The sequence below is a fragment of the Amphritea sp. genome (assembly GCF_048266285.1).
GTDB lineage: Bacteria > Pseudomonadota > Gammaproteobacteria > Pseudomonadales > Balneatricaceae > Amphritea.
Genome location: NZ_JBLWZV010000006.1, coordinates 80,415 through 105,244, shown reverse-complemented (window position 1 = coordinate 105,244; position 24,830 = coordinate 80,415). Strand labels below are relative to the sequence as shown.

21 protein-coding genes are annotated in these 24,830 nt (G+C 49.7%); 1 reads left to right on the top strand and 20 read right to left on the bottom strand.

Going from position 1 to position 24,830, the window contains the following annotated elements:
• Positions 1–7 precede the first annotated feature (7 nt).
• The 7 genes from ACN0T0_RS09575 to glnT all read right to left on the bottom strand — a co-directional run bounded on the left by ACN0T0_RS09575 (position 8) and on the right by glnT (position 7,489).
• The gene (locus ACN0T0_RS09575; protein WP_417225467.1) at positions 8–1,252 is read right to left on the bottom strand and encodes an FAD-dependent oxidoreductase; all 1,245 of its coding nucleotides are present in this window, start codon (positions 1,250–1,252) and stop codon (positions 8–10) included.
• 59 nt (positions 1,253–1,311) lie between these two features.
• Positions 1,312–2,175: a bifunctional methylenetetrahydrofolate dehydrogenase/methenyltetrahydrofolate cyclohydrolase FolD gene (folD, locus tag ACN0T0_RS09570; protein WP_417225465.1), complete on the bottom strand. Its 864-nt coding sequence runs from the start codon at positions 2,173–2,175 to the stop codon at positions 1,312–1,314.
• 9 nt (positions 2,176–2,184) lie between these two features.
• Entirely contained in the window at positions 2,185–3,054 is an 870-nt protein-coding gene (gene purU / locus ACN0T0_RS09565; protein WP_417225463.1) for a formyltetrahydrofolate deformylase, read from the bottom strand.
• A 111-nt stretch (positions 3,055–3,165) separates the two neighbouring features.
• The gene (locus tag ACN0T0_RS09560; RefSeq protein ID WP_417225461.1) at positions 3,166–4,494 is read right to left on the bottom strand and encodes an FMN-binding glutamate synthase family protein; all 1,329 of its coding nucleotides are present in this window, start codon (positions 4,492–4,494) and stop codon (positions 3,166–3,168) included.
• A gap of 22 nt (positions 4,495–4,516) precedes the next feature.
• Positions 4,517–5,200 (bottom strand): protein glxC, encoded by a 684-nt coding sequence (locus tag ACN0T0_RS09555; protein WP_417225459.1) that lies wholly within the window; start codon positions 5,198–5,200, stop codon positions 4,517–4,519.
• Entirely contained in the window at positions 5,200–6,117 is a 918-nt protein-coding gene (locus ACN0T0_RS09550; protein ID WP_417225457.1) for a class II glutamine amidotransferase, read from the bottom strand. Before ACN0T0_RS09550 ends, ACN0T0_RS09555 begins: the two co-directional genes overlap by 1 nt.
• 40 nt (positions 6,118–6,157) lie before the next feature.
• Positions 6,158–7,489: a type III glutamate--ammonia ligase gene (glnT, locus tag ACN0T0_RS09545; protein ID WP_417225455.1), complete on the bottom strand. Its 1,332-nt coding sequence runs from the start codon at positions 7,487–7,489 to the stop codon at positions 6,158–6,160.
• A 273-nt stretch (positions 7,490–7,762) separates the two neighbouring features.
• Here glnT and ACN0T0_RS09540 point away from each other — a divergent pair, with 273 nt between their 5' ends.
• A complete protein-coding gene (locus tag ACN0T0_RS09540; protein WP_417225453.1) occupies positions 7,763–8,359 on the top strand; it encodes a helix-turn-helix domain-containing protein in 597 nt (198 codons plus the stop codon).
• A 168-nt stretch (positions 8,360–8,527) separates the two neighbouring features.
• Here ACN0T0_RS09540 and ACN0T0_RS09535 read toward each other — a convergent pair whose 3' ends face one another.
• The 13 genes from ACN0T0_RS09535 to ACN0T0_RS09475 all read right to left on the bottom strand — a co-directional run bounded on the left by ACN0T0_RS09535 (position 8,528) and on the right by ACN0T0_RS09475 (position 24,536).
• Complete coding sequence (locus ACN0T0_RS09535) at positions 8,528–9,295, bottom strand: IclR family transcriptional regulator (protein WP_417225451.1); 768 nt, start codon at positions 9,293–9,295, stop codon at positions 8,528–8,530.
• 123 nt (positions 9,296–9,418) lie between these two features.
• Positions 9,419–10,909 carry a CoA-acylating methylmalonate-semialdehyde dehydrogenase gene (locus ACN0T0_RS09530; protein WP_417225449.1) on the bottom strand — a complete coding sequence of 497 codons (1,491 nt, stop codon included), beginning with the start codon at positions 10,907–10,909 and terminating at the stop codon, positions 9,419–9,421.
• Between the two features lie 63 nt (positions 10,910–10,972).
• Positions 10,973–12,130, bottom strand: a complete 1,158-nt coding sequence (locus tag ACN0T0_RS09525; protein WP_417225447.1) for an iron-containing alcohol dehydrogenase — start codon at positions 12,128–12,130, stop codon at positions 10,973–10,975.
• A gap of 78 nt (positions 12,131–12,208) precedes the next feature.
• Complete coding sequence (locus ACN0T0_RS09520) at positions 12,209–13,564, bottom strand: TRAP transporter large permease (protein WP_417225445.1); 1,356 nt, start codon at positions 13,562–13,564, stop codon at positions 12,209–12,211.
• A gap of 9 nt (positions 13,565–13,573) precedes the next feature.
• Positions 13,574–14,179, bottom strand: coding sequence for a TRAP transporter small permease subunit (locus ACN0T0_RS09515; protein WP_417225443.1), 606 nt, complete (start codon positions 14,177–14,179; stop codon positions 13,574–13,576).
• 140 nt (positions 14,180–14,319) lie between these two features.
• Positions 14,320–15,396, bottom strand: a complete 1,077-nt coding sequence (locus tag ACN0T0_RS09510) for a TRAP transporter substrate-binding protein (RefSeq protein ID WP_417225442.1) — start codon at positions 15,394–15,396, stop codon at positions 14,320–14,322.
• A 510-nt stretch (positions 15,397–15,906) separates the two neighbouring features.
• A complete protein-coding gene (locus ACN0T0_RS09505; protein WP_417225440.1) occupies positions 15,907–17,160 on the bottom strand; it encodes an ammonium transporter in 1,254 nt (417 codons plus the stop codon).
• 9 nt (positions 17,161–17,169) lie between these two features.
• A complete protein-coding gene (locus ACN0T0_RS09500) occupies positions 17,170–17,508 on the bottom strand; it encodes a P-II family nitrogen regulator (RefSeq protein WP_417225439.1) in 339 nt (112 codons plus the stop codon).
• 292 nt (positions 17,509–17,800) lie between these two features.
• Entirely contained in the window at positions 17,801–18,628 is an 828-nt protein-coding gene (gene eutC, locus ACN0T0_RS09495; RefSeq protein WP_417225437.1) for an ethanolamine ammonia-lyase subunit EutC, read from the bottom strand.
• Between the two features lie 72 nt (positions 18,629–18,700).
• Positions 18,701–20,083: an ethanolamine ammonia-lyase subunit EutB gene (locus ACN0T0_RS09490; RefSeq protein ID WP_417225435.1), complete on the bottom strand. Its 1,383-nt coding sequence runs from the start codon at positions 20,081–20,083 to the stop codon at positions 18,701–18,703.
• 131 nt (positions 20,084–20,214) lie between these two features.
• Complete coding sequence (locus ACN0T0_RS09485) at positions 20,215–20,382, bottom strand: hypothetical protein (protein ID WP_417225433.1); 168 nt, start codon at positions 20,380–20,382, stop codon at positions 20,215–20,217.
• An 11-nt stretch (positions 20,383–20,393) separates the two neighbouring features.
• Positions 20,394–21,746, bottom strand: coding sequence for an ammonium transporter (locus tag ACN0T0_RS09480; protein WP_417225431.1), 1,353 nt, complete (start codon positions 21,744–21,746; stop codon positions 20,394–20,396).
• Positions 21,747–22,229: 483 nt separating this feature from the next.
• On the bottom strand, positions 22,230–24,536 hold the full coding sequence (locus ACN0T0_RS09475; RefSeq protein ID WP_417225429.1) for a DUF1989 domain-containing protein: 2,307 nt from the start codon (positions 24,534–24,536) through the stop codon (positions 22,230–22,232).
• Between the last annotated feature and the right edge of the window lie 294 nt (positions 24,537–24,830).

The following is a 24,830-nucleotide window of genomic DNA, read 5'->3' as shown; positions in this document are numbered from 1 at the left end:
AGATTCCTCAGTGACTGGCCGCCGTAGCGCCCATCTCATTAACCTGGCGGAAGGTATCGAAACGCGCCATAGAGAACGGTTTGATGAGTTCCGGCACCTTACCGGTTGCCACGAGTTCAGCCATCGTTTTGCCACAGATCGGTGTCGCTTTAAAACCCCAAGTTCCCCAGCCAGCATCAAGATAGTAATTTTCAACGGGGCTAAGGCCCATGACAGGACTATAATCGGTAGTCATATCGGTTAACCCTGCCCACTGGCGCATCAGGCGCATATTCGTCATAAAGGGAAACAGTTCTACCGCATGGGCTAACAGGCTCTCTTTTAATTCCATCGTCGAACGGGTGTTATACAATGGGTAAGGATCCGAGCCACCACCGAATACCAGTTCGCCACGGCCCGTTTGTTGGACATAACAGTGCAGTGCCGGTGAACTCACCAAGGGGTTAAGAAAGGGTTTAACCGGCTGTGTCACCATCGCCTGTAGGGGATAAGTCGTGATCGGCATACGAATGCCCGCCATCGCCCCGACGATAGAGCTATGGCCAGCCACCGCCTGTACCACACAACCACAACTAATCTTGCCACGGTTGGTTTGCACGCCGGTCACTTTGCCTTTATCGACATCAACGCCAGTCACTTCAGTCAGTTGATGCAGTTCAACGCCGCGTTGAGTCGCGCCTTTCGCATAGCCCCAGGCGACCGCATCATGTCGAGCGGTTGCCCCATCGATATGCCACAGTCCTGCCAATACAGGCTGATCCGCAGGGTTCATATTCAGACTCGGTACCAACTCACGAATCTGTTGCGGGTCGATCAGTTCAGTTTTACCACCAAAATGCTTATTCACTTCGGTGCGCTGGCGAAAGCCTCGAATCGCAGCGTCGGTATGTGCCAAGGTCAACTGACCTCGGCTGGAATACATAATATTGAAATCAAATTCGTTGGATAAACCCTGAAACAGTTTTACCGATTCGCTGTAAAACTTAACCCCTTCAGAGGTGAGATAGTTAGAGCGGATAACCGCAGTGTTCCGCGCGGTGTTACCCCCGCCGAGATAACCTTTTTCCAGCACCGCGACATTGGTAATACCGTGGTATTTCGCCAGATAATACGCGGTCGCTACACCGTGACCACCACCACCGATAATCACTACATCGTAGTGAGGCTTCAGCGCCGAAGGCGATGGCAGATCCGCATTCTGTTCAAACGGGTAGTCTTTATTTAGACCGTATTTCAGTAATGAGAAAGGCATTAACCTCTCCTCCATTCAATGTCACATGTTCTGTATTACCCTAAGACGAGTCCTAGGGATTAGACAGACATCTGTTGGCGCGCAGCCGTCAGGGTATTCTTCATCAGGCAAGCAATCGTCATCGGCCCAACACCGCCGGGGACCGGAGAGATGGCTCCCGCCACATCCACCGCTTCACTAAAGTCGACATCACCAACGAGTCGCCGTTTACCCTCTTTCTCAACCGCATTGATGCCCACATCGATCACGGTTGCACCCGGCTTAACCCAACTACCCTTGATCATCTCAGGCCGGCCAACCGCTGCCACTAAGATATCCGCCTCACGACAGAGCGTTTCGATATTTTGTGTTCTGGAATGCACAATGGTGACGGTACAGTTCGCCTGTAACAGCAGTGCTGCCATCGGCTTACCGACAATATTTGACCGCCCCACCACCACCGCATGTTTACCGCTCAGATCACCTAAAGTTTGCTCAAGCATGATCATGCAGCCCATCGGAGTGCAGGGAATCAGATCCGCACCACCCGACGCGAGCGCGCCGACATTCAGCGGATGAAAGCCATCAACATCTTTGTGTGGGGCGATTAAACGGATGATCTCAGGTTCACTCAGTTGTGCGGGTAATGGCAGTTGAACGAGAATGCCATGCACAGACGCGTCGTTATTCAGTTGCTCAACCAGTGCGTTCAGATCTGCCTGAGTGGTATCTGCCGACAAACGATGTTCGGTGGAGTTAAAGCCCGCCGCTGTTGCCTGTTTAACTTTATTACGCACATATACCTGACTGGCCGGGTCTTCCCCTACCAGTACTACTGCCAAACCGGGCGTCACACCCGATGTGGCAATAAATTCACGGGTATCGAGTGCTAACTGTTCAACCACTGCGGCTGAAATTTTCTTGCCATCGATTAAACGGTTCATGATCAATACCTATTTGAATACAACAGTTCGGTTACCATCTTGAAAAACACGATGTTCGGTGTGAAGCTTGACTGCCCGAGCCAGTGCCACCGTTTCAGTATCACGACCCATGGCCACCAGCGCATCCGCCTTAAAGGTGTGATCAACCGGCTGTACAGACTGCTCGATGATAGGACCTTCATCCAGATCGGAGGTGACATAGTGGGCTGTCGCACCGATCAGCTTAACGCCGCGGGCATGAGCCTGATGGTAAGGTTTTGCCCCTTTGAAGCCGGGCAAGAATGAGTGGTGAATATTGATCGCACGACCACTCAGTTGCTTACACAGCCCATCGCTGAGAATCTGCATGTAACGCGCCAACACGATCAATTCAGAACCGGTTTCATCGACAATATCCATGAGTGCGGCTTCTTGCTCTAGCTTGTTCTCTTTGGTCACCGGCAGGTAAACAAAGCGGATACCTTCACGTTCAGCCATCGGCCGCAAATCTTTGTGATTAGACACAATGGCAGTGATCTCCATGTTGATCTCCCCCTTGTGCAGGCGATACAACAGATCATCAAGACAGTGATCAAACTTACTGACCATAATCAGAGTTTTCATCGGCGCTTTAACCGACACCATCTCCCAAGTCATGCCGAAGCTCTCGGCCACTTCGGGAAACTCCTGCTGCAAATCACTGATCAAATAGCCGCCACTCTCAACATGAAAACGGGCCCGCATAAAAAAGTTGCCACTGCCTTCATCATCAAACTGTGCCAGTTCACTGATATAACAGCCACGTTCCGCCAGAAAGGTGGTGACTTTAGCAACAATGCCACTTCCGGCGACACAGCTGGCTTTTAATACAATCTCATTATCTGCTTCGTGTTTACTCATGATGGCGACTCCATAGTCTCCGTTTACTTTATTCAGGTTACTGACTGCCGATCACGGGATACGCTCGCACCCCGTGAGGCCTCCACTCGTATTTAGTAAGTTATTTCGACCTTAGAACCCCTTACCAGGAATCCAGCTAGTACCGGCTAACGGCACATTGGCCATCGCCGCAGATTCAACGGTCAGCGCCACCAAATCTTCAGGCTCTAGGTTGCGCAGGTCGTTCTTGCCACAGGCACGGGCCAGCGTCTGAGCTTCCAGCGTTAATACGTTGAGGTAGTTCGCCAAACGACGACCGGCATCGACAGGGTCTAAGCGCTTCATCAACTCAGGATCTTGCGTCGAGATACCGGCAGGGTCTTTACCCTCGTGATAATCATCATAAAAACCGGCAGCCGAGCCGATCTTATTAAACTCTTCTTCATACATCGGGTGGTTACAACCCAGCGCAACCAGAGCAGCCGTACCAATGGCTACCGCATCAGCACCAAGAGCCATACACTTAGCGACATCCGCACCGTTACGGATACCACCGGAAACAATCAACTGAACCTTGCGGTGCATACCCATCTCTTGCAGAGCACGGACCGCTTGTGGAATGGCCGCCAGCGTTGGAATACCGACATGCTCGATAAACACTTCTTGAGTTGCTGCCGTTCCCCCTTGCATACCATCGACCACGATCACATCAGCGCCCGCTTTAACCGCTAACTTCACGTCATAGTAAGTACGGGTAGCGCCCACTTTGATGTAAATCGGCACCTGCCAATCGGTAATTTCACGCAGCTCCTGAATTTTAATTGCCAAGTCATCAGGCCCGGTCCAGTCGGGGTGACGACAAGCCGAACGCTGATCCACGCCCATCGGTAAGGTACGCATCTTAGCCACTCGATCGGTAATCTTCTGACCTAACAACATACCGCCGCCGCCAGGTTTAGCGCCCTGACCGAGTACCACTTCAATGGCATCGGCTTTACGCAGATCATCTGGGTTCATACCGTAACGGGATGGCAAATACTGATAGACCAACTTGGTAGATTGGCCACGTTCTTCCGGTGTCATACCACCATCACCAGTGGTGGTCGAAGTCCCCATCAAGGATGCACCACGACCCAACGCTTCTTTGGCATTCGCCGACAGCGCACCAAAACTCATACCGGCAATCGTGACTGGAATATCCAGCACGATCGGTTTTTTGGCATAACGTGTTCCCAGCGTTACCGAGGTATTACATTTTTCACGGTAACCCTCCAATGGGTAACGGGACATACTCGCGCCTAGGAACAACAGATCATCAAAATGGGGCAGCTTGCGCTTAGCACCAAAACCACGGATGTCATAGATACCGGTTTCAGCAGCACGGCGGATTTCGGTCATCGTATTACGGTCAAACGTTGCAGACTCGCGCAGACCTGGTTTTACTTTAATATCTTCACTCATCGTTTTATCCTCGAAATCGGCCTTAGTAAGCAGAGGTGTTATCTACTTTAAAGTTGTACAACTGGCGGGCTGTGCCATAACGTTTAAATGCAGTCGGGTCTTCATCAACACCGGCGCGATTCAGCAGCTCCGTTAGCTCTTCGATATGTTCGTCACGCATCTCTTTGGCGATACAGTCAGCCCCTAGAGATTTCACTTCGCCTTTTACATAGATATGGGTTTCATACAGAGAATCACCTAAGGCATCACCCGCATCACCGCAGACTACCAATGAACCCGCCTGCCCCATGAAGCAACTCATGTGACCAACGCTACCCTTAACCACAATATCCACGCCTTTCATCGAGATACCACAACGCGCGCCCGCATCCCCCTCGATTACCAGCAAACCACCATGAGCGGTCGCACCGGCGGCTTGAGAGGCATTGCCTTTAACCCGCACAGAGCCTGACATCATGTTTTCCGCCACACCCTGACCGGCATTACCGTGAATAGTGATGTGGGCTTTTTTATTCATACCGGCACAGAAATAACCGGTAGGACCTTTAATATCGACGGAGATATTCTGATCGAGGCCGCAAGCGATGTTGTGCTGACCTTTCGGCTCTAACACTTCCCATTCCCGCTCGGTGCATTCAATAGTCTGATCATGCAGCGCCTGATTAAGGTCGCGAACAGTGCATTCAGTTAAATTAATTGTTTTCATCATTTCACTCCTTCATCGCTGCTGCGTTCCCAGACATAGATAGTCGCGGCTTCTGGTTCCCAAATTTTGGCGTTTTCAATACCGGGTAAGGTGGTTAATGCTTGGTACTCAGACGCCATCGCCACATAATCATCAGTTTCCGCCATCACTGCAGGTTTGCAGGCAATAGGATCACGCACCACCGCGAAGCCGTCCCGAGTACCGACGGTAAAGGTGAAAAAGCCATCCAGATCTTTCAAAGAGTTAGTCAGTGCTTCATTTAGCGTGTCGCCTTGCTGTAGGCGCCAAGTGAGATAGCCAGCCGCAACTTCAGAATCGTTTTCGGTTTCAAACACAATCCCTTCACGCTGTAACTCTTGACGCAAACGGTTGTGGTTTGAAAGCGAACCGTTATGTACTAAGCAAAGGTCCATACCGGTTGAGAACGGATGGCTACCCTCCATAGTAACAGCAGACTCAGTCGCCATGCGGGTATGACCGATGATGTGGCTGCCCTTCATCCCTTTCAGGTTAAAGGTTTTAGCGATATTTTCAGGCAGGCCAACTTCTTTCAGAATTTCAATCGATTGACCGGCACTCAAAATCAGAACATCCGGTGCATTTTCAGTAATAAAGGCTTCGGCGATACCGTCACTAGTATTAATTTTAAAGATGGCGACCTTGCTATTATTAAACCACTCAACACCGACATTCAGTTCCGTTTTCAGCTTGCCGGCCAAACCAGCCCAGTCATAATCTTCATTCGCATGACGCAACGTTAACTTGATGCTGCCTTCAGGCACTTCATCACCGTAGATTGCAAAACCGGCACTGTCAGGGCCACGATCTGTCATCGCAATCAACATAGGTTCGAACAACTCACCTAGTTGACTTTCCAAAGCCTTGTTTTTCAAATAAAGGCCAACAATTCCACACATAGTTATGTCCTCTTAAATCGACAATGTAAGCTTTCTAGGCTTAGAAGAATTCCGCGTAACGTTTGATTTCCCAGTCAGAAACATGCCGGCTGTAATCAATCCATTCTTCGCGTTTTGTTTTAATAAATTCAGCAACAACCTCGTTGCCTATCCGCTCCGCCAGCACCGTATCCGCCTCAAGTTCGTTGATCGCTTCATTCAGGCTCTGGGGTAAAATTTCGATACCTTTATCCAGACGTTCCTGTTCAGTCATGGTGTACAGGTTGATGTTCTCAGGAGTGCCGGGATCAAGTTCGCGTTCAATACCATCTAAGCCTGCGGCGATAATGGCGGCATGTACCAAGTAAGGATTACAACCAGAATCCGGCAGACGGAACTCAAGGCGACCATAAGGCACACGAATCATCGCGGTACGGTTGTTATCACCGTAAGCGATATAAGCAGGCGCCCAAGTCGCACCGGATGCAGAACCACCCACGACTAGACGTTTATAGGAGTTCACAGTCGGCGCAGCAAAGGCACACAATGCTTTAGCGTGATGCAGCAGGCCGGCGGTGAAGTGATACGCCATTTTAGATAAGCCCATGCCATTCACATCGCTATCATCACCGAACAGGTTACGTCCCTCTTCATCGGTAATCGACAGATGGAAATGCATACCGTTGCCGGTGCGGTCGGATGCAGGCTTTGGCATAAAGGAGCAGACCATGCCCATATCATTGGCAATTTCACCGGCGGCCATACGGACAAAGGTGAAGCGATCGGCAGACTGCAATGCATCACCATAGGTGTAATTGATCTCAAACTGACCGTTAGCATCTTCGTGATCGATCTGATAAACATCGAAATCGACGGCTTGTAGCGACTCAACCAGTGTTTCTAAAAATGCCCGTGAACGGGACAGGCCTTTATAGTCATAGCAAGGCTTATCCAATACATCGGTTTCATCAACGGTGACCAAACCACCGTTACTGTCGCGTTCAAACAGATAAAACTCAGGCTCAAGCCCGGTATTCAAGGTCCAGCCTTTATCATCGAGTAGCTTTAACTGACGCTTCAGCACCACCCGGCTATCGTAAGGATGAGGTTCACCATTCACATAACCTTCACAGACAAGACGAGCATAGCCAGGCTGCCAAGGCACCGTCGACAGGGTGCTAAGATCACCGCGTGCCATAAAGTCAGGACCGTGTGGCTCCATACCCATACCGCTCACCGCGAAGCCCGCAAATCCAGCGCCCTTCTCAACCACATCCATCAAACAGTTTGCCGGCACCGATTTTGTCTTTGCCACCCCGTGGATATCAACAAACTGAGCCAACACATATTTAATGTCGTTATCCGCAATAAACTTCTCTGAATCCTGTGGCATGGTAGCCCTCCGTTTGATGCTGAGTTCTGCTCCGAGAGAGAGCAGATCCATATTTTCTTAACAGTAATTATTTATGATTATTAAGAAAGCAACGCCTGTGCCAGAAAAGTTCTTTTTAGGAATATTATTTTCCTCATAGGATAACTTATTGATTTTAAAGAAACTAGTAAAAAAAATTTCTTTGTGGGAATATATAAGCCATCAACATTCGCTACAGGCCGCATGGACAGGCGCACAACGCTGGTTCACGACGCCCCAAATAAGGGCAGATAAATGACAGAAAACAAAGGACAGAAGTTCGAGCTCGATCACTACATCGGCATGAAGGTCAAAAAAGCTCGCCTTGATGAGGGACTTAAAATTACCGATGTGGCACGGATATCCGGTATCAGCCAAGGCATGGTCAGTAAGATTGAAAACGCCCAGGTGTCCACCAGCCTAGAAACTCTCAGCCGTCTCTGCTCCACCTTAGGGTTACCCATTTCCAAGCTGTTTAACGATTTCGATCGCCCAGAAGGCGGTGCACAGTTCACCAAAGCGAATACCGGCTTGGAAGTGGTACGAAGAGGTACTGAGAAGGGTCACACCTATCAGTTGCTAACCTATCAACGTGGTGGTAAAAAATCCTTTGAGCCATTTCTAGTGACCATGGATGATCTATCCGAGGTGTTCCCCACCTTTTCACACCCCGGTGAAGAGTTTCTTCATTTACTCAGTGGCAAGATCGTCTATCGCCACGGTAATCATCTGTATGAGATGGAGCCCGGCGATAGCCTTACCTTTGATGCGGAGATCCCCCACGGCCCGGAAACCCTGTTAGAAGTGCCAATTAAGCTGCTATCTATTATTCACTATGAAGATAAGGCGTAAGCACCGCTAAGGCTTAAACGCGATAGGTGCCTGAAACGACAACCGCCATCGATCAATCATCGATGGCGTTTTGGAGGGGGTATATATAGCGCTGATGGGTACCGCTATGGAGATCGCTTAATCAAATAAATACTGACAGGCCAAATAACGCCGTTGCTTTCTGATCGCTCAATTGTCGCCGATCAAATCACCTAACTCGTTTGCCGCATCACGCAGCAATGTTTCATACTGCAGTAACTCATCAAGGCTCTTTCGAAGTATTGGAGCGTGGGTAAACAAACAGGCAAACAAACGCCCCTTCTTGTCCTTAATCGGTACCGCCAAGGCCACCATGCCGTCGACAAACTCTTCGTTATCGATGCCACGCTCGAATTTAGCGGTTTCGGCCAACTCGGCTTCCAGTTGCAAAGGGTCGATCTGAGTATTACGAGCACGCTTTTCTAACGGTAGTTTTTTCAGAATACGCTGACGCTTATCTGCCGCTAAAGAGCTGAGATAAAGCTTACCACTGGCGGTGCACCAAATAGGGGTACGGCTACCGATCGGCAAGTTTATCTGTAACGGCCAGTTAGTTTGAATCCGGTCGTAGTAGATCATATCGATGCCATCGGGAATCGAAATACCGCAGGTTTCGCCTATTTGATCAGCTAAATCTTTAAGGATCGCTTTGCGCGGTGCTTTAAAACGGCTGGAATATAGAATACCTAACGCCATACTATGTAAACGGTCGGCGGGCAATAACTGTCCTCGCATATTGGTTTGTAAGAAACCACCCGCTTCTAATTGCTGTAGGAAACGATGCACACTCGGCTTAGGAATATCGAGTTGAAAAGCTAAATCCGCTGGACTCAATGGCCTCTCGGCGCAAGATACCGCTTCAATAATATCCAGAACACGAGCAATGGATGATCCTTTCTCCCGGCGCTGAGTCGTCATCGTTAATCCTCTTTTGTAAATGAAGTTACATTATAAGGGAATAAAACGGGCTGCGCCTCTACCGACAGTAGCGACGCAACCAAAAAGCCAACGCAATGGCAACGTTGGCAGTGCAAACTCAGATCATGTTGGCATAGAAAACAGCACGCCCTCACGAACACCAGCAGAAGGCCAACGCTGGGTTATGGTTTTACGCTTGGTATAGAAACGCACCGCATCTGGGCCGTAAGCATGCAGATCACCAAACAGGGAACGCTTCCAACCACCAAAGCTGTGATAAGCCACGGGAACCGGTAGAGGTACATTGATCCCCACCATACCCACCTGAATGTTATCCGAGAAATAACGCGCCGCTTCACCATCTCGGGTAAAGATACAGGTGCCGTTACCATATTCATGGTCGTTAATCAGCTGCATCGCCTCATCCATGCTATTAACGCGCACCACTTGTAACACCGGCCCGAAAATCTCTTCCTTGTAACTTTGCATCTGCGGTGTCACACCATCAATCAATGTAGCGCCAACAAAGAAGCCCTGCTCATAGCCGGCCACCTGTGGATCGCGCCCATCGACAACAATTGATGCACCATCCTGTTCAGCGCTATCGATATAACCGGTGACTTTTTGCTGATGTTGACGGGTAATAACCGGTCCGAAATCGTTATCACTGTTACTGAAGGCGCCCACTTTCAACGACTGCATCGCCTCACGCATCCGGCTGATCAAAGCATCTGCAGCGGCATCACCCACGGCAACTGCCACCGATAACGCCATACAACGCTCACCGGATGAGCCAAAAGCAGCCCCAAGTAGCTGGTTAACGGCGTTATCCATATCCGCATCCGGCATGATAATCGCGTGGTTTTTAGCGCCGCCCAGTGCTTGACAACGCTTACCGTTGGCATTCGCGGTGCTATAGATATACTCAGCAATGGGCGTTGAACCCACAAAGCTGACCGCCTTAACCTGTGGAGCCTGTAGCAATGTATCAACGGCCACTTTATCGCCGTTAACCACGTTCATCACGCCATCTGGCAAGCCGGCCTCTTTTAACAGCTGGGCAATATACAGCGTTGATGATGGGTCCCGCTCAGAAGGTTTTAAGACAAAGGTGTTGCCGCAGGCAATCGCCATAGGGAACATCCATAATGGCACCATCGCCGGAAAGTTGAACGGGGTAATGCCGGCGACAACACCTAAGGGTTGAAACTCGCTCCAGGAGTCGATGCCCGGGCCAACATTACGGCTATGCTCCCCTTTAAGTAACTCGGGCACACCACACGCATACTCAACATTCTCAATGCCTCGCTGTAGCTCACCCATCGCATCATGGCTGATCTTGCCATGCTCTTCACCGATCAGTTGACAGATTTTTTCAGCATTGGCTTCCAGCAGTTCTTTAAACTTAAACATCACGCGAGCCCGCTTAATCGCCGGCGTATTACGCCATGCAGGGAACGCCGCAGCCGCACTCGCAATCGCTTGCTCAACAAGGTTTTTAGATGCCAAATCGACCGTTTTTTCGGCCATCCCCGTAGCCGGGTTAAAGACATCTTGGCAACGGTTGCCTTCAATTATTACTTCACCATTAATTAGGTGTCCGATAGTCGTCATCACTGCTTCCTCATACTTTAATACTTATCGTTATTTCAGTTTTAAATCCGTCCGACAGCCCGGCTACCAGAGCTGCTTATACAGTTCGATAATCTCATTGGCATCGGGGACTCTTGGATTGTTATTTGGCGAACCGGAGGCCAGTGCCTGCTCAGCCATGACCGGCAACTGATCAAAGAAATGGCTTCGCTCAATACCAAACTGTTCTGGGGTTGGCACCGCCAACTCGTTGTTCAGTGCGTGCAGCTCATCGAGCAACTTGCCATTCGCCACTTCCGTGCTATCCAACTCTTCAGCGATACCCATCGCGCGGGCACAGTCGGCATAACGCTCAGGGGCTGAAGGCATTGAAAATGCGGTCACTGCCGGTAATAACATGGCATTGGATAGCCCGTGCGGCACATGAAAGAATGCACCAATCGGACGACTCATACCGTGAACCAGCGCCACCGAGGCATTAGAGAAAGCAATGCCCGCGAGAGTTGACCCCAGCATCATCGCTTCACGGGCCTCTTTATCTTGGCCATTGTGATAAGCCCGACGCAGATGAGGGCCAATGAGGCGCATCGCGGCGAGCGCTTGAGAATCGCTATAATGATTCGCTTTCTGACTCACATAAGCTTCAATCGCATGAGTCAGGGCATCGATACCGGTATCCGCGGTACTGCGTTGTGGCAAACTCAGGGTGAGATTAAAGTCCACAAGGGCAGCAACCGGCATAAAACCGATCCCCACACAGAGCATTTTTTCATCGCAAGTTTCATCGGTAATAATGGTGAACTTAGTTACTTCTGATCCTGTACCGGCCGTCGTTGGAATGGCGATAATCGGCAAGCCAGGATCATTAACGATACGGGGGAACTTATAATCCCGCATCGTCCCACCCTGCTTGCCCAAAATGGCGATCGCCTTAGCGCTATCGATCGGACTGCCACCACCGATGGCGATAATGGCATCATAATCCCCTTCGCGGACCTGACTGACCCCAGCCATAATTGACTGTACCGTTGGTTCAGGCACGGTGTCATCGAACACATCACAGTAGATCATATGGTTAAACAACAGCGTTTCGATAGTGCTGACATAACCTAAGCCAACCATCACCTTATCGGTAACAATCAACGGTTTCTTACAGCCTAAGCTGGCCAATACATTAGGTATTTCAAGGCTGGCATCAGCGCCAACCTGCATGATCCGAGGCAGAATAACTTGAGTAGACATTGCAGCTCCTATTTTTCCGATTATGAGAGAAAACAAAGACTCGAGATTTAAAAATCCCATCACTGATTTCCCCAAGTGTTATTGCGAGTACGCGACAGCAGGTAACCAGGTAACGATGCCCTGCCAGTAAAAGACGATGGCTAAACCTAGCAACTGAATTAAGATAAAGGGCACCACACCCCGGTAGATATGGCCCAGATTAATACCTTCCGGTGCCACACCCTTGAGATAGAACAGTGCAAAACCCACCGGCGGCGTGAGGAAAGAGGTTTGTAAACAAACAGCAAACAGTATGGTGAACCACACCAGATCAAAACCTAACCCCGCTACCACAGGCGCAACCAATGGCAAAATAATCAGGGTGAGTTCGATCCAATCGAGGAAGAATCCAAGAATAAAAGTGACCAGTAGAATACAGATCACGATACCGGTTGGGCCAAACGGCAAACCGGTCAATGCAGCTTCTATTAGTTCATCACCGCCTAGGCCGCGAAACACCAACGAAAAAGCGGTAGCGCCTAGCAATAACGCAAAGATAAATGAGGTCGTCTTAGTGGTTTCCCGACCGACATCCCGCAGCACTTTCAGGCTCAGTCGCTTTTTACTTAAGGCGAGCAGCGTTGCCCCTAAAGCACCAACCCCAGACGCTTCTGTCGGTGTCGCAATACCGAAAAAGATCGATCCTAAGACCGCCATAATCAGCCCAGCAGTCGGCAACACCGCCCACAACACATTAAAGACAACCCGCATCGATAGTGATTCAGTCCCCTTCGGTACCGGTGCCGCTTGTGGCCGTAGAAAGGCATAAATCATGATATAGCTGACATAGAGCCCGGCCAGCAGTAACCCTGGGAATAACGCCCCAAGAAATAGATCGCCAACCGACAGGCCAATACGGTCCCCCATCATCACCAACATAATGCTCGGCGGGATCAGAATGCCTAGGGTGCCGGTCGAACACACCGTGCCGCATGCCAGCTCCTTGCTATAGCCTTCGCGAAGCATTAATGGCACACCTAAAACAGCCAGCAATACCACCGAAGCACCGATAATGCCCGTGGACGCCGCCAATAAGAGACCCACAAAGGTCACGGTGACCGCCAGACCACCCCGGACTTTGCCAAACAAGCGAGCCAGATTACTCATCAGGTCTTCAGCCACACCTGAGCGATCCAGCATCAATCCCATAAAGACAAACATCGGCAGGGCCACTAGCACCCAGTTGGTCATAACGGCCCACATCCGCGGAACCACGATAGAGACATAGTTCCAGTCCACCCCGATAAAGGCGTCGAACCAGAGATCCATCAGCATTGCTAACGCGGCAAAGATAATAGCGACACCGCCCAAGACCCAAGCGACAGGGAAACCGCTGAACAGAAAGGCGATAAAACAACCGAACATGGTCATGGCAAGAATTTCATTAATTTCCATAACGCTCTCCTAAACCTTATTCTGAGTTGCCGTAGCCGCCGGCCCGGACATAAACAACAGGGCCACGACCCGCGAGAAACGCGCTATGACCGCTAGCGCTAACAGCACAAAGCCAATTAACAGTACCGCTTTAATCGCCCAGCGATACGGCAGACCCCCGGGGGCGGCAGAGACTTCGCCTAGCTCCCACGAATAGCTGATAAAGGGAATGACATACCAGAGCACAACCACCAGAAACGGTGTCAGCAGAAAGAGGATGCCGAAGAACTCAACCCAAGCTTGTTTTTTAAGCGACATCCGGTCATGAAACAGATCGACACGAACATGGTCATCAGCGACATAGCAGTAGGACAAACCGACTAGCCAGCCCACCGCATAGAGATGCCATTGCAGCTCTTCGAACTCGATTCGGCCTTCGCTGAGTACATAACGCATCAGCACATTGATAATAATCACCGCCATTAATACCAACCACGTCCAAGAGAACAGGTGACCAATCCCTTTAATCAGACGATCAATTGCACAAGAGAGAGAGGTTTTCGGTAGTTCGGTATGGTGCGTCAATTGGTCCAACCCAAGGTGATCCATTGGCACATTATTTGATTCAGATTCCATGATGCCCTCTGAGATCTATTTTATTGTTATTGTTTTTAGGCAAACGCTCCCCTAACCCACGCCCTAAGGGCGCGGGAGGAGAGATGATCTGTTGCCAGATCAGTTACGCAGTAAGAGACTCACTAAGAAGGTTAAATCGCTTATAAATCACTTGGCAGGTAAGCCAGTTTTTTCCACGCTTTGTATTCATCAACAAAGGCTTGTTGTGATTCATAAATGGTTTTGAAGTCAGCATCGTTAGCTGAGATTTCAGCCATTACTTCGCCGGTGAGTTTTTTCAGATCTTTCAGCATGTCGGTGTTGATACTACGAGCGGTAACACCCTTTTCCGGATAGGTCGCCAGCACTTTACCTTGTAACGCTTCACCCCGTGTCAGCGCACGGAAGGTGCCTGCGGTACAGGCCATATCGATAGTTGCTTTATTGGCATCGCTCAAACCGTTCCAAGTATCTTTATTGATGACCAGATGAGACGCGGTAAATGTTTGATGCCAGCCCGGAAAGTAGTTGTTCTTAGCCACTTTATCGAAGCCCATCAACTGATCAATCGCCGGCATAGAAAATTCAGAGGCATCGATCGCCCCCTTCTCAAGCGCGGGGAAGATCTCACCTCCGGGAATAACCGTCACAGAAGCACCGGCACGTTGGAGCACCTTGCCACCAATACCGGCAAAGCGGATTTTCAGACCTTTCAGGTCTTCCATAGAGTTAATTTCTTTTCGGAACCAGCCCGCAGTCTCCGGTCCAATCACACTGCAAAGTACAGGATGAACGTTATGCTTGGCATACAGGTTTTCCGCCAGCTGCTTACCCTCACCCTCATACCACCAGGTCGCATACTCCCAGGGCGCCATGCCGAAAGGCACTGCCGCCAGCAGCGCTGCCGCCGGGATCTTACCTTGATCGTAGCCAAGCCAGGTGTAACCGGCATTCAGCTGTTTATTTTTGATCGCCTCGGTAATACCAAACGGCGGTACGAGCTTACCCGGCTCATAGACTTTGAACTGGATATCACCACCACTGGCAGCCTTGATCTGCTCAGCAACCTGAGTAATAGGATCACCTAGGGCAGGCAAATGAGTGCCAAATACCGCTTGGACTTTCCAGCGAATCTTGTCATCGGCAGCGAAGCTTGTGGAGGTTGTTGCCGTCATCAACAGGGAAGCGGCGGCGGTCGTGATCAGGCCGTTCTTAAGCGACTTTGCGAAACGTTGCATCAGTAATTCCTCTTCAGGTCTTTCAGACTTTGTGTCCGAATAATTGTTGTTATTTTTAATCGAATCGTCATATCGATACGATATGTATCATTATACGAGGATTAAATTTAGTCAACGTTAAATTAACTTAATCGATACGTATCGTATCAATATAAACAAAAATATCGGCTAAAAAGCCCGATTGGCGCGACTTTCAGCCCTGACCGCCAGCAAAAAATAATTTTTTATGAGCCTGTGATTTTTATAGCCATTAGGGCTTATGAGAGGAATAAAGACTGAGCAGGAAACACAATGGATAGACAAACCACTAACTGAAAAGCGCTTAAACAATGAGGCTGATACATCATGATGGAAAGAAAAGAGCGTTAAAATCGATAAACCAGCCCCTCTTTGCTGGCGCCAGAAGCCGCCGATAGTCCATAAAAAAACCACCGACCTTGATGTAAGACCGATGGTTTTTAAAGAGTGAATACTTATCCCTTGATTATCGGGATAACCCTCCAGGTGTTATCACTTACCCGAGGTAAATTCAGGATAGGCCTCCATACCACATTCGTACACATCCATACCTTCCATCTCTTCCTCTTCGCTGGCTCGTAGACCGATCGTCGCCTTAATGATCAACAAGACAATGAAGGATGCTATAAACATCCATGCAAAGGTAACGACGGTACCGGTTAACTGTCCCATAAAGGTTGCATCCGAGTTGCTAATCAGTACCGCGAAGATACCCCAGATACCAGCAGCCCCATGCACAGAGATTGCACCAACAGGGTCATCTAGTTTCAATTTATCCAATCCCAATACCGAGAGCACCACCACTAAACCACCAACACCGCCGATAAGCGAAGCGGTGCCAGCATCGGGCGCCAAAGGTTCCGCCGTAATAGCCACCAAACCGGCCAGCGCACCATTAATCGTCATGGTTAAATCGGTTTTACCAAATAAGAAGCGAGCAAACAGCGCTGCGACAACCATACCGGCAGCCGCTGCCGCATTGGTGTTAACAAAGATTTTCGCCACCGCATTAGCTTCTTCAACATTGGCGATTTTAAGTTCAGAACCGCCATTAAAACCAAACCAACCCATCCACAGGATAAACATACCCAAGGTTGCCATCGGCAGGTTAGCACCGGGAATTGCACGTACTTCACCGTTCGGACCATAACGTCCTTTACGTGGCCCCACTAAGATAACCGCCGCAAGTGCCGCAGCTGCACCGGCCATATGTACCACAACAGAGCCTGCAAAATCTTGGAAACCAAGCTCGTCAAGGAAACCACCGCCCCACTTCCAGTAACCCTCAACTGGGTAGATGACAGACACCATCACCACCGCAAAAATCAGAAATGGCCAAAGGCGCATCCGCTCAGCCACCGCACCCGAGACAATCGACATGGTCGCCGCGGCAAACACCGCTTGGAAGATAAAGTCAGCCATACTGGAGTAGTACGGCGCATCATCACCACCGGCAACCACTGACTCAGTGGTATTATCCCCGCCCAGTAAGAAATCTAAACCTGGAATAAACGAATTCACCGGATTGGCAGGATACATAACGTTGTAGCCTACAACGAGATAAGCAACACAGGCGATGCCATATAACAGTGCGTTTTTATTCAATATTTCAACGGTGTTCTTACTACGCACAAGCCCTGCTTCGAGCATGGCGAAGCCTGCCGCCATCCACATAACCAGCACCGTACACATTAAAAAATAAAATGTGTCGAGTGCGTATGAAAGTTCAATCGGTAGATTACTCATCTGTTTCTCCTACAATGCAAAAACACCGGATTCACCGGTGCGAATTCTAAAAACTTGTTCCAACTCTGAAATAAACAACTTACCGTCGCCATAACGTCCGGTCTTAGCGATAACCGACACCGCATCAATCGCCTGTTCTATCAGCGCATCATCAACTGCCACTTCCAGCTTTATCTTGGAGGCAAAATCAATATGAGACGCCGTGCCTCGATACAGCTCTGTGCGTCGCTGTTGATGTCCATAACCCATCACTTCAGTGACCGTAAGACCGTTCACACCGATAGACTGCAAGGACTGCCTCACCTCTTCCAGAATATGCGGCCTGATCATGGCTGCTAATAGTTTCATTTGACCTCCAAACCTATAACGAGAATAAAATATTCTTAATAGGAATATGTAAGATTCGTGCCAACATATTTTTATCTATATAATTCATATAGTTAAAACAATAATCGAGCATTTACGCCGCTAAGCGCGCACTCTAATGAAGCACAGTGCTCGCTATGCACCGATAAACACCACCCTATCGGGCACACATCATCAACAACATTAAAAAGGTAAAAAAAACCAGCGACATCGGAGGAGATGCCACTGGTTTTTGGGGGAATAGATAGCTGAATCACGCCGCCGTGATGTCGCTTCAGGGCAGTAAAAAGTTCTTATGCTGATTCACATTCGAGGTGGATACCGACTGGTCTTTCAGTGCCACGCCGGAGGTGCCTAAACACATGGATTGATCAATTAACCAGATCAACTTATCGCAGGCAGCGTCAATACTCATGCCTGCGGGACGCACGTTGGAAATACAGTTGCGCCGGGCGTCGGTCAAGCCAGCCTGAGGTTGATAGGTATAATAGATCCCTAAACTGTCGGGGGAACTTAAGCCTGGCCGCTCGCCGATCAACACAATCAACAACTCAGCCCCCAAGGATTCACCAACCTCATCACCCACCGCCACTCGTCCCTGCATCACGATGGATACCGGGGCAATACTGAATCCGCGGCTTGTAAGGCGGTTTAGCACCGCCTCGGCCATGGCGGCCCCATGATGTTGCACGGCCATCGATGACAGGCCATCAGCGATCACCAGTGACACCTTTACACGGCCCTGCTGTTGTCGGTATTGCTGGAGTCGTTTGATGGCGGCTTGGTCTAAACGTCGCCCTAAATCAGGCCGTTGTAGGTATTCGCTGCGATCAGCCGCTTGGCTGTGAAGTAATAACGTATCATAGCCCACTGCCTGCAACTGCTCCGTCAGCCGCTCGGTTTGCAAGGCAACATGCACCGCATCCCGCGCGCTAGCATGATCCATCTGAAATGCTAGAAGAGCCTCAGTCGGCAGACTCACACCGCTGCGCCCTTGCGCGATACGGGCGTCGGTATAGCGCCGTAATGACTGCCAGGGATTAGCGATAACCGAGTTATTTGTCTCTGCATTCATTGCGCGGGGTTGGCTCTTTTCACTCATGATTAAACTCTTTGTTAAGTGACACTGATCATGGACGGGCATCATACTCGCGAGTCTTACTGATCAGCAGCGTTATAACGACGTCAACAGCCCGCTAAATCGATCGGGCATGCGCGCCGCTAACTTACCCGATGGCTGAGTAATCCCCACCTGTTGTAACCAGTGTTCGAATTCCGGTGCAGGCCGCAGCCCCATCACCTCACGAATATAGAGTGCATCATGAAACGAAGTGGTCTGATAATTCAGCATAATGTCATCGCCTCCCGGTATGCCCATGATGAAATTAATACCGGCCACCGCCATCTGCGTCAGCAACATATCCATATCATCCTGATCCGCTTGGGCGTGATTGGTGTAACAGATATCACAACCCATCGGCAGGCCTAACAATTTGCCGCAAAAATGATCTTCCAATCCAGCACGGATAATCTGCTTACCGTCATAAAGGTATTCTGGGCCGATAAAGCCCACCACCGTATTCACCAACAAAGGATCAAAGTGGCGGGCCACACCGTAAGCTCGCACCTCACAGGTCTGCTGATCGACTCCATGATGGGCGTTGGCCGACAACGCACTGCCTTGGCCGGTTTCAAAATACATCACGTTATTGCCGACACTGCCGCGATTAAGCTCCCGGGCCGCTTGATTGGCTTCGGTTAACAATGCCAGATTAATACCAAAACTCTCGTTGGCCGCTTGGGTGCCGGCAATCGACTGAAACACCAGATCGATCGGCACGCCTCGGTTGATCGCCTCAATTTGATTCGTTACATGAGTCAACACACAGGACTGCGTAGGGATCTCATAATGCTGGATAATATCGTCCAACATTTTCAGTAGTTCAGTGACCGCCGCATAGTTATCGGTCGCCGGATTAATACCGATCACCGCATCACCACTGCCATACATTAAGCCATCGAGAATACTGGCGGCCACCCCAGCCGGATCATCCACCGGATGATTGGGCTGTAAGCGAGTCGATAGCACCCCCTTACCACCGAGCGAATTACGAAAAGCGGTTTCGTTTCGACACTTAGAGGCGACTAGAATCAGATCCTGGACCCGCATCAATTTCGACACCGCCGCCACCATTTCAGGCGTTAAACCCGGCGATAACTGTTTCAAGCTATCGCTGGTCGCCTGATCCGATAGTAACCAGTTACGAAAATCCCCTACCGTCAAATGGGAAACCGGGGCAAATGCAACCGGATCATGACTATCAACGATTAACCGACTGATTTCGTCGATCTCAGGTGGAATCACCTGCTCATTTAAAAAGACCTTCAGGGGTAGATCCGCCAAAGCGATCTGTGCCGCCACTCGCTCTCGTGCCGACCCTGCCGCCAGCCCCGCTAGACAATCACCGGAACGTAACGGTGTCGCCTTAGCCAACAGTGTTTTAAGATCTTCAAACTGCCAGCGCTGCTGGCCTGCTGTGGCGGAATAAACGGTCATAATACGACGAACTCCACAAAGGTCGTTTTAAATAAACAATGAACAACGCATGTTACAAAAAATAAGTTCCGGAGCAGTGAGTACCACTCCGGAACAGGTTTCGTCCTATCGTAACACGACAGGACTAATCACTACTTATAATCGATATAGGTGTGATTTTCGTGCAGCACACTGGCCAACACTGCACCTGCCGTAGCAAGAACAGCCAAACCCAGAATAAGCATCATAGCGGTTGGGCTATCCGCAAAGGTAAAGTACGCTTCTGCGCCTTCCCAACTAGTAATAGGACTTGAATTCATAGTCGTTCTCCTTAAGCCGTTGCAGTGGCTGTTACTTTAGTAGCCGGTATTTCAGATGAATATGCTGGCACTGATTCTGGATAAGCTTCCAGAGGTACTTCAACAATATCCAGACCCATCTCTTCCGCTTTAGGTGGTACACGTAGGAAGTTCACTTTCGCCATTACCCAGGACAGACCATAGCCTGGCACGAAGCCGAGTAGAGCCATGACACCGGCACTCATTAGCTGACCTGTGAATGAAACGTCAGGCGCACCTTCGATAACATTCGGGAAACCGCTGGCGAAGATACCTAGACCGATAATACCGATCAGACCGCCCACACCGTGAACCGCAAATGCACCTACTGCATCATCAACCTTAAACTTATTGGTGATGAACTTGTCCGCTAATGGCGCAACAACACCGCCAGTAATACCTAACAGGAACGCTAGTGGTGGGTAATAAAGATCCAGACCTGGCGCCGCAGAGAAGATACCCGCCAGTGCACCGGACATCATCCAGAAAGGCTGACGAGTAACAAAGTAAGCACCAATAATACCGCCGGAGAAAGCCATCAGTGTATTGAAGCTAACTGCTGACAAGGTAACGGGCGTACCGAAGATAGTGGTCCATTGAGCGCTACCGGCATAGATGATACAGCCGCCGAGGAAACCGAAGAAACCAACAATGATCAGCATCAGACCGATAATGGTCATCGGCATACTATGACCTTTAATATCAACCGGCGTACCATCCGCAAGGAAGCGACCGATACGTGGCCCAAGGTTAATGGTGACACCCAGCGCAAAGAAGCCAGCAACCATATGTACGCAACCTGCTGCGCCAAAGTCATGGAAGCCCCACTCAACGGTCAACCAACCAGTTGGATGCCAGCCCCAGGCCGCGCCCAGAATCCAAACAACTGAACCGAGAATGATCGCCAGAATCAGGAAAGAGCTCATGCGAATCCGCTCAATCACCGCACCGGAGAAAATTGATGCGGTGGTTGCCGCAAAGAGGACAAAAGCACCCCAGAAGATACCACTCGCATTATCGGCTAGGTTCGGCCCCATATTCAAAGACCAAGGCAGACCTGCTGCACCCGCTTCATAATCGGGCGTGAAACCGTTGTACATGGCTAGATAGATCCACCAGCCGAAAAAGAAGAAGGTCGGAATAATAAAGGCGAATGCCAGAATGTTTTTCACACCAGATGCCAGGGCATTTTTCAGGCGTGAAGCACCCATCTCATACGCCAAAAAGCCTGCATGGATAATTATCATTAAACCGGTACACCACCAATAGAATACTTCCATATTGATGGTGCCCGTCATCTCTATCAGAGTTTGTAACTCTGCTAATGTAGGGGCTGTCTGCTCCATTTTGGGAAACCTCTCATCTGTTAAATTTTCTATTGCACAATCGTTTAGAACTGCGATTTAAGCCGTTAAATTTTATTTATCGTTGGTAAACTTTATTTCCCTTCAGGAAATGCATTTTTTATACCACCAGCAATATTTATTATTTAATATCAGTGAGTTAAATAATAAAAACCACTAATTACTCTCTCTTCCTCATCTTTTTATTGACCTTAAATGATGCACCGCACCAAAAAGAGTCTAAATCAGTCGTCACCCTTACATAGGTAATAGGGCTAACCTTGATGGCGTAAATCATAATGACCATCATTGCCTACGCTAAAAACGGATAACTCATCACCGACCCTCTTCGATTACAGGCATCCCCCTTTGAATTAACACCCATCATCCGCGGATGATGAGCGTCCAAACCTTGTTAATCACTCTCATCCATCACGTTATATCAAGCGTTCTAACCGCCCCACGCTGATATAGGTTTTGCTTTTATTAACTTCTGACGCGAGTTCTTTCTGGATCGTAGAACGGTAATGTGGTTGTACGCACCGGAATCCGTTTGCGCTGGCCATCCAGCTGTCCAACTTCCAGTACAGTGCCAGGCTCCGCAAACTGAGGCTCAACACGACACAAAGCGATTTGGCTTTTCAGGCTTGGCGAATAGGTCGCACTGGTCACCACGCCCACCGGGAAACGACCATTAAAGATTGAATCACCGTGGCTAACGGTTTCTTGACTATCGATCATGAGTCCAACCAGTTTTTTTCGACTCAATGGATTTTGAGCTGCAATCGCGTCGCGTCCAACAAAGTCATCGGTCTTGGTTTTCAACGGCACGGTAAAGCCAATGCCCGCTTCAAATGGATTGGTTTCGGCACAGAACTCATGTTCGGCAAAAATAAGCCCCGCTTCTATGCGCAATGTATCCAAGGCATCAAAGCCTAACGGCGCAATACCGTATGGCTCACCGGCCTGCCAAATCGTATCCCATAGCTGCTCGCCCTGATCCGGATGACACCAAACTTCAAAGCCAAGTTCACCGGTATAACCCGTCCGAGAAACCATCACCGGCATCCCATCCGGGCCACCCACGCGACCGGTCATAAAGCGGAACCAGCCTAGCTCAGCGATTGGAGTGCAAGACTCGGCGTTCCAAATAATCTGTTGTAGCAGGTTGCGACTTTGCGGTCCCTGCACTGCAACGTTATGGATCTGATCGGTGGATTCCCGGACCTGCACCTGCAAACCTTTCTCGGCAGCTAACTGGCGTAACCAGATACCGCAGTATGAATCACCACAGATCCAACGAAACGCATGCTGCCCTAAACGAAATAACGTCCCATCATCGATCATCCCCCCCGTACTGTGGCACACCGCCGAATAGACCACTTCGCCAATAGACATCCGTGAGACATTTCGCGTTAACGCATATTGCAGTAGGATTTCAGCATCAGGGCCGACCACTTCAAATTTTCTCAGTGGCGTTAAATCAATCATGGCGACACGCTCACGACAGGCTAAATATTCAGCCCGAGCACCATAATTCTGATATTCTGACGCCACCCAGTAGCCTCGATATTCAGTAAACTGTTTTGTCAGGGCGGATGTGCGGCCATGGAAACCGGTCGGCTTAGTCATACGGGGCTGTTCCTCTGGTGTAATTCGGTAACCCACAGAACGTGGAAATTCACAACGTGCCGGATAGATACGGACATGGATATCAGTGGGATTCCAGCCATTGGCAGGATCAATATCATCGGGGCAAGCAGACGATGCACAGATCAAATCTCTGTTGGCTTGCAATAAGACATAATCACCTGCGCGCGACCAAGGCTCTTCAAATGCAATCGTGCCGCAATCACCGGCGCTGGTATTAAAAAAGAAATTGATCGCTGGCCAGCCATCCCTCGCGGCGATGCCATAATTACTCAAACAGCGATTGAAATTATCGGTGCAGTTTAGATGGCCAAAATAACCGCTGTCTTCGTAAAACTTACTGTTACAGGCAAACAGAAAACTATCGTGTCGCCCGACTGTATCCTGCACCACCTCAAGCATGGTTTGTTGCCGCGTATCGACCAGCTTTGAATGCAAGCCAGGCTGAGGCAGTGTTAATCCGTTCAATGTTCGCGTCGCAACGGCATCCAAGGCCACCTCATGTCCTTGCGCTAGCGCGGCCGCATCAAAGGCAATAAAATCGCTGCACTGCTTACCTTCAACATCAATAATTTGAATCCACTCACCCGCTTTGACCTCATAGCTGACCGCACTGCCACGGGGGACACGAAACTCGCTACGAGGCGTCGCTAGAGGTGCCGGTAAATCAGCATCGGCCGTGGTGAAGTGCGCCACCTGCAACGCCGTTACAGGGGTCTGCTCAACGACCTGCATATCCTTGCCGCAACAAAGCACAACCATTGTCAGCGACTCACTCACCTCAAACGTTGGCAATCCGTCGGCAGAACAACAATGAGCCTGTTGTAAGGCTTGTTCATTAATCCCCCACACTTGCAGCAACTCGCTTAATCGCAACGCTGACTCACTGAGCTGTGCCAATTGCGCTCCGGTATTCACCGCTTCACTGAGTGGGTAATGGGGCAACGGAGACTCCGCAACATCGCCCTGTGCATCCATAAAAAGTAGTTCACAGCCCTGCTGAAAATCCGCCGACGTAATACAGACCTTATCGCCAGCATGTAGCGCTAACCGTAATGCATCCTGCCCTTCAACCCGATATAGCCGAGGCTGAACGGGTAATACCTCATTTGATACCTGAGCCTGTTGTTGATGAATCGTCATAGCGTTATCCCGTTAAACTTGTCGACAAAACTTGTCACTCAATTCCACCCTGAGACCGATCTCTTACAGCGCTATATAAGTGCGCTTTTTGGGCATTCGGAGCCAATATGGTGCAGATTCAGCCACCCATTAACCCGCAAAATTTATTTCTTGCTGGTTAAAAATATTTACTCATAGTGATTTAAGTAACAATTCTCAGGAAGGAGTAAGCCATTGTGAGTATTCATCCCTCGATGGCACAGAAACTGCTTAGTTCATACCATGAGAGACGTTTCCCTACCCGGCGAACGCACT

Excerpts from the sequence above, each read along its gene's own strand:
- ACN0T0_RS09575 (WP_417225467.1), bottom strand. The coding sequence starts at position 1,252 with ATGCCTTTCTCATTACTGAAATACGGTCTAAATAAAGACTACCCGTTT.
- folD (WP_417225465.1), bottom strand. The coding sequence starts at position 2,175 with ATGAACCGTTTAATCGATGGCAAGAAAATTTCAGCCGCAGTGGTTGAA.
- purU (WP_417225463.1), bottom strand. The coding sequence starts at position 3,054 with ATGAGTAAACACGAAGCAGATAATGAGATTGTATTAAAAGCCAGCTGT.
- ACN0T0_RS09560 (WP_417225461.1), bottom strand. The coding sequence starts at position 4,494 with ATGAGTGAAGATATTAAAGTAAAACCAGGTCTGCGCGAGTCTGCAACG.
- ACN0T0_RS09555 (WP_417225459.1), bottom strand. The coding sequence starts at position 5,200 with ATGAAAACAATTAATTTAACTGAATGCACTGTTCGCGACCTTAATCAG.
- ACN0T0_RS09550 (WP_417225457.1), bottom strand. The coding sequence starts at position 6,117 with ATGTGTGGAATTGTTGGCCTTTATTTGAAAAACAAGGCTTTGGAAAGT.
- glnT (WP_417225455.1), bottom strand. The coding sequence starts at position 7,489 with ATGCCACAGGATTCAGAGAAGTTTATTGCGGATAACGACATTAAATAT.
- ACN0T0_RS09540 (WP_417225453.1), top strand. The coding sequence starts at position 7,763 with ATGACAGAAAACAAAGGACAGAAGTTCGAGCTCGATCACTACATCGGC.
- ACN0T0_RS09535 (WP_417225451.1), bottom strand. The coding sequence starts at position 9,295 with ATGACGACTCAGCGCCGGGAGAAAGGATCATCCATTGCTCGTGTTCTG.
- ACN0T0_RS09530 (WP_417225449.1), bottom strand. The coding sequence starts at position 10,909 with ATGACGACTATCGGACACCTAATTAATGGTGAAGTAATAATTGAAGGC.
- ACN0T0_RS09525 (WP_417225447.1), bottom strand. The coding sequence starts at position 12,130 with ATGTCTACTCAAGTTATTCTGCCTCGGATCATGCAGGTTGGCGCTGAT.
- ACN0T0_RS09520 (WP_417225445.1), bottom strand. The coding sequence starts at position 13,564 with ATGGAAATTAATGAAATTCTTGCCATGACCATGTTCGGTTGTTTTATC.
- ACN0T0_RS09515 (WP_417225443.1), bottom strand. The coding sequence starts at position 14,179 with ATGGAATCTGAATCAAATAATGTGCCAATGGATCACCTTGGGTTGGAC.
- ACN0T0_RS09510 (WP_417225442.1), bottom strand. The coding sequence starts at position 15,396 with ATGCAACGTTTCGCAAAGTCGCTTAAGAACGGCCTGATCACGACCGCC.
- ACN0T0_RS09505 (WP_417225440.1), bottom strand. The coding sequence starts at position 17,160 with ATGAGTAATCTACCGATTGAACTTTCATACGCACTCGACACATTTTAT.
- ACN0T0_RS09500 (WP_417225439.1), bottom strand. The coding sequence starts at position 17,508 with ATGAAACTATTAGCAGCCATGATCAGGCCGCATATTCTGGAAGAGGTG.
- eutC (WP_417225437.1), bottom strand. The coding sequence starts at position 18,628 with ATGAGTGAAAAGAGCCAACCCCGCGCAATGAATGCAGAGACAAATAAC.
- ACN0T0_RS09490 (WP_417225435.1), bottom strand. The coding sequence starts at position 20,083 with ATGACCGTTTATTCCGCCACAGCAGGCCAGCAGCGCTGGCAGTTTGAA.
- ACN0T0_RS09485 (WP_417225433.1), bottom strand. The coding sequence starts at position 20,382 with ATGAATTCAAGTCCTATTACTAGTTGGGAAGGCGCAGAAGCGTACTTT.
- ACN0T0_RS09480 (WP_417225431.1), bottom strand. The coding sequence starts at position 21,746 with ATGGAGCAGACAGCCCCTACATTAGCAGAGTTACAAACTCTGATAGAG.
- ACN0T0_RS09475 (WP_417225429.1), bottom strand. The coding sequence starts at position 24,536 with ATGACGATTCATCAACAACAGGCTCAGGTATCAAATGAGGTATTACCC.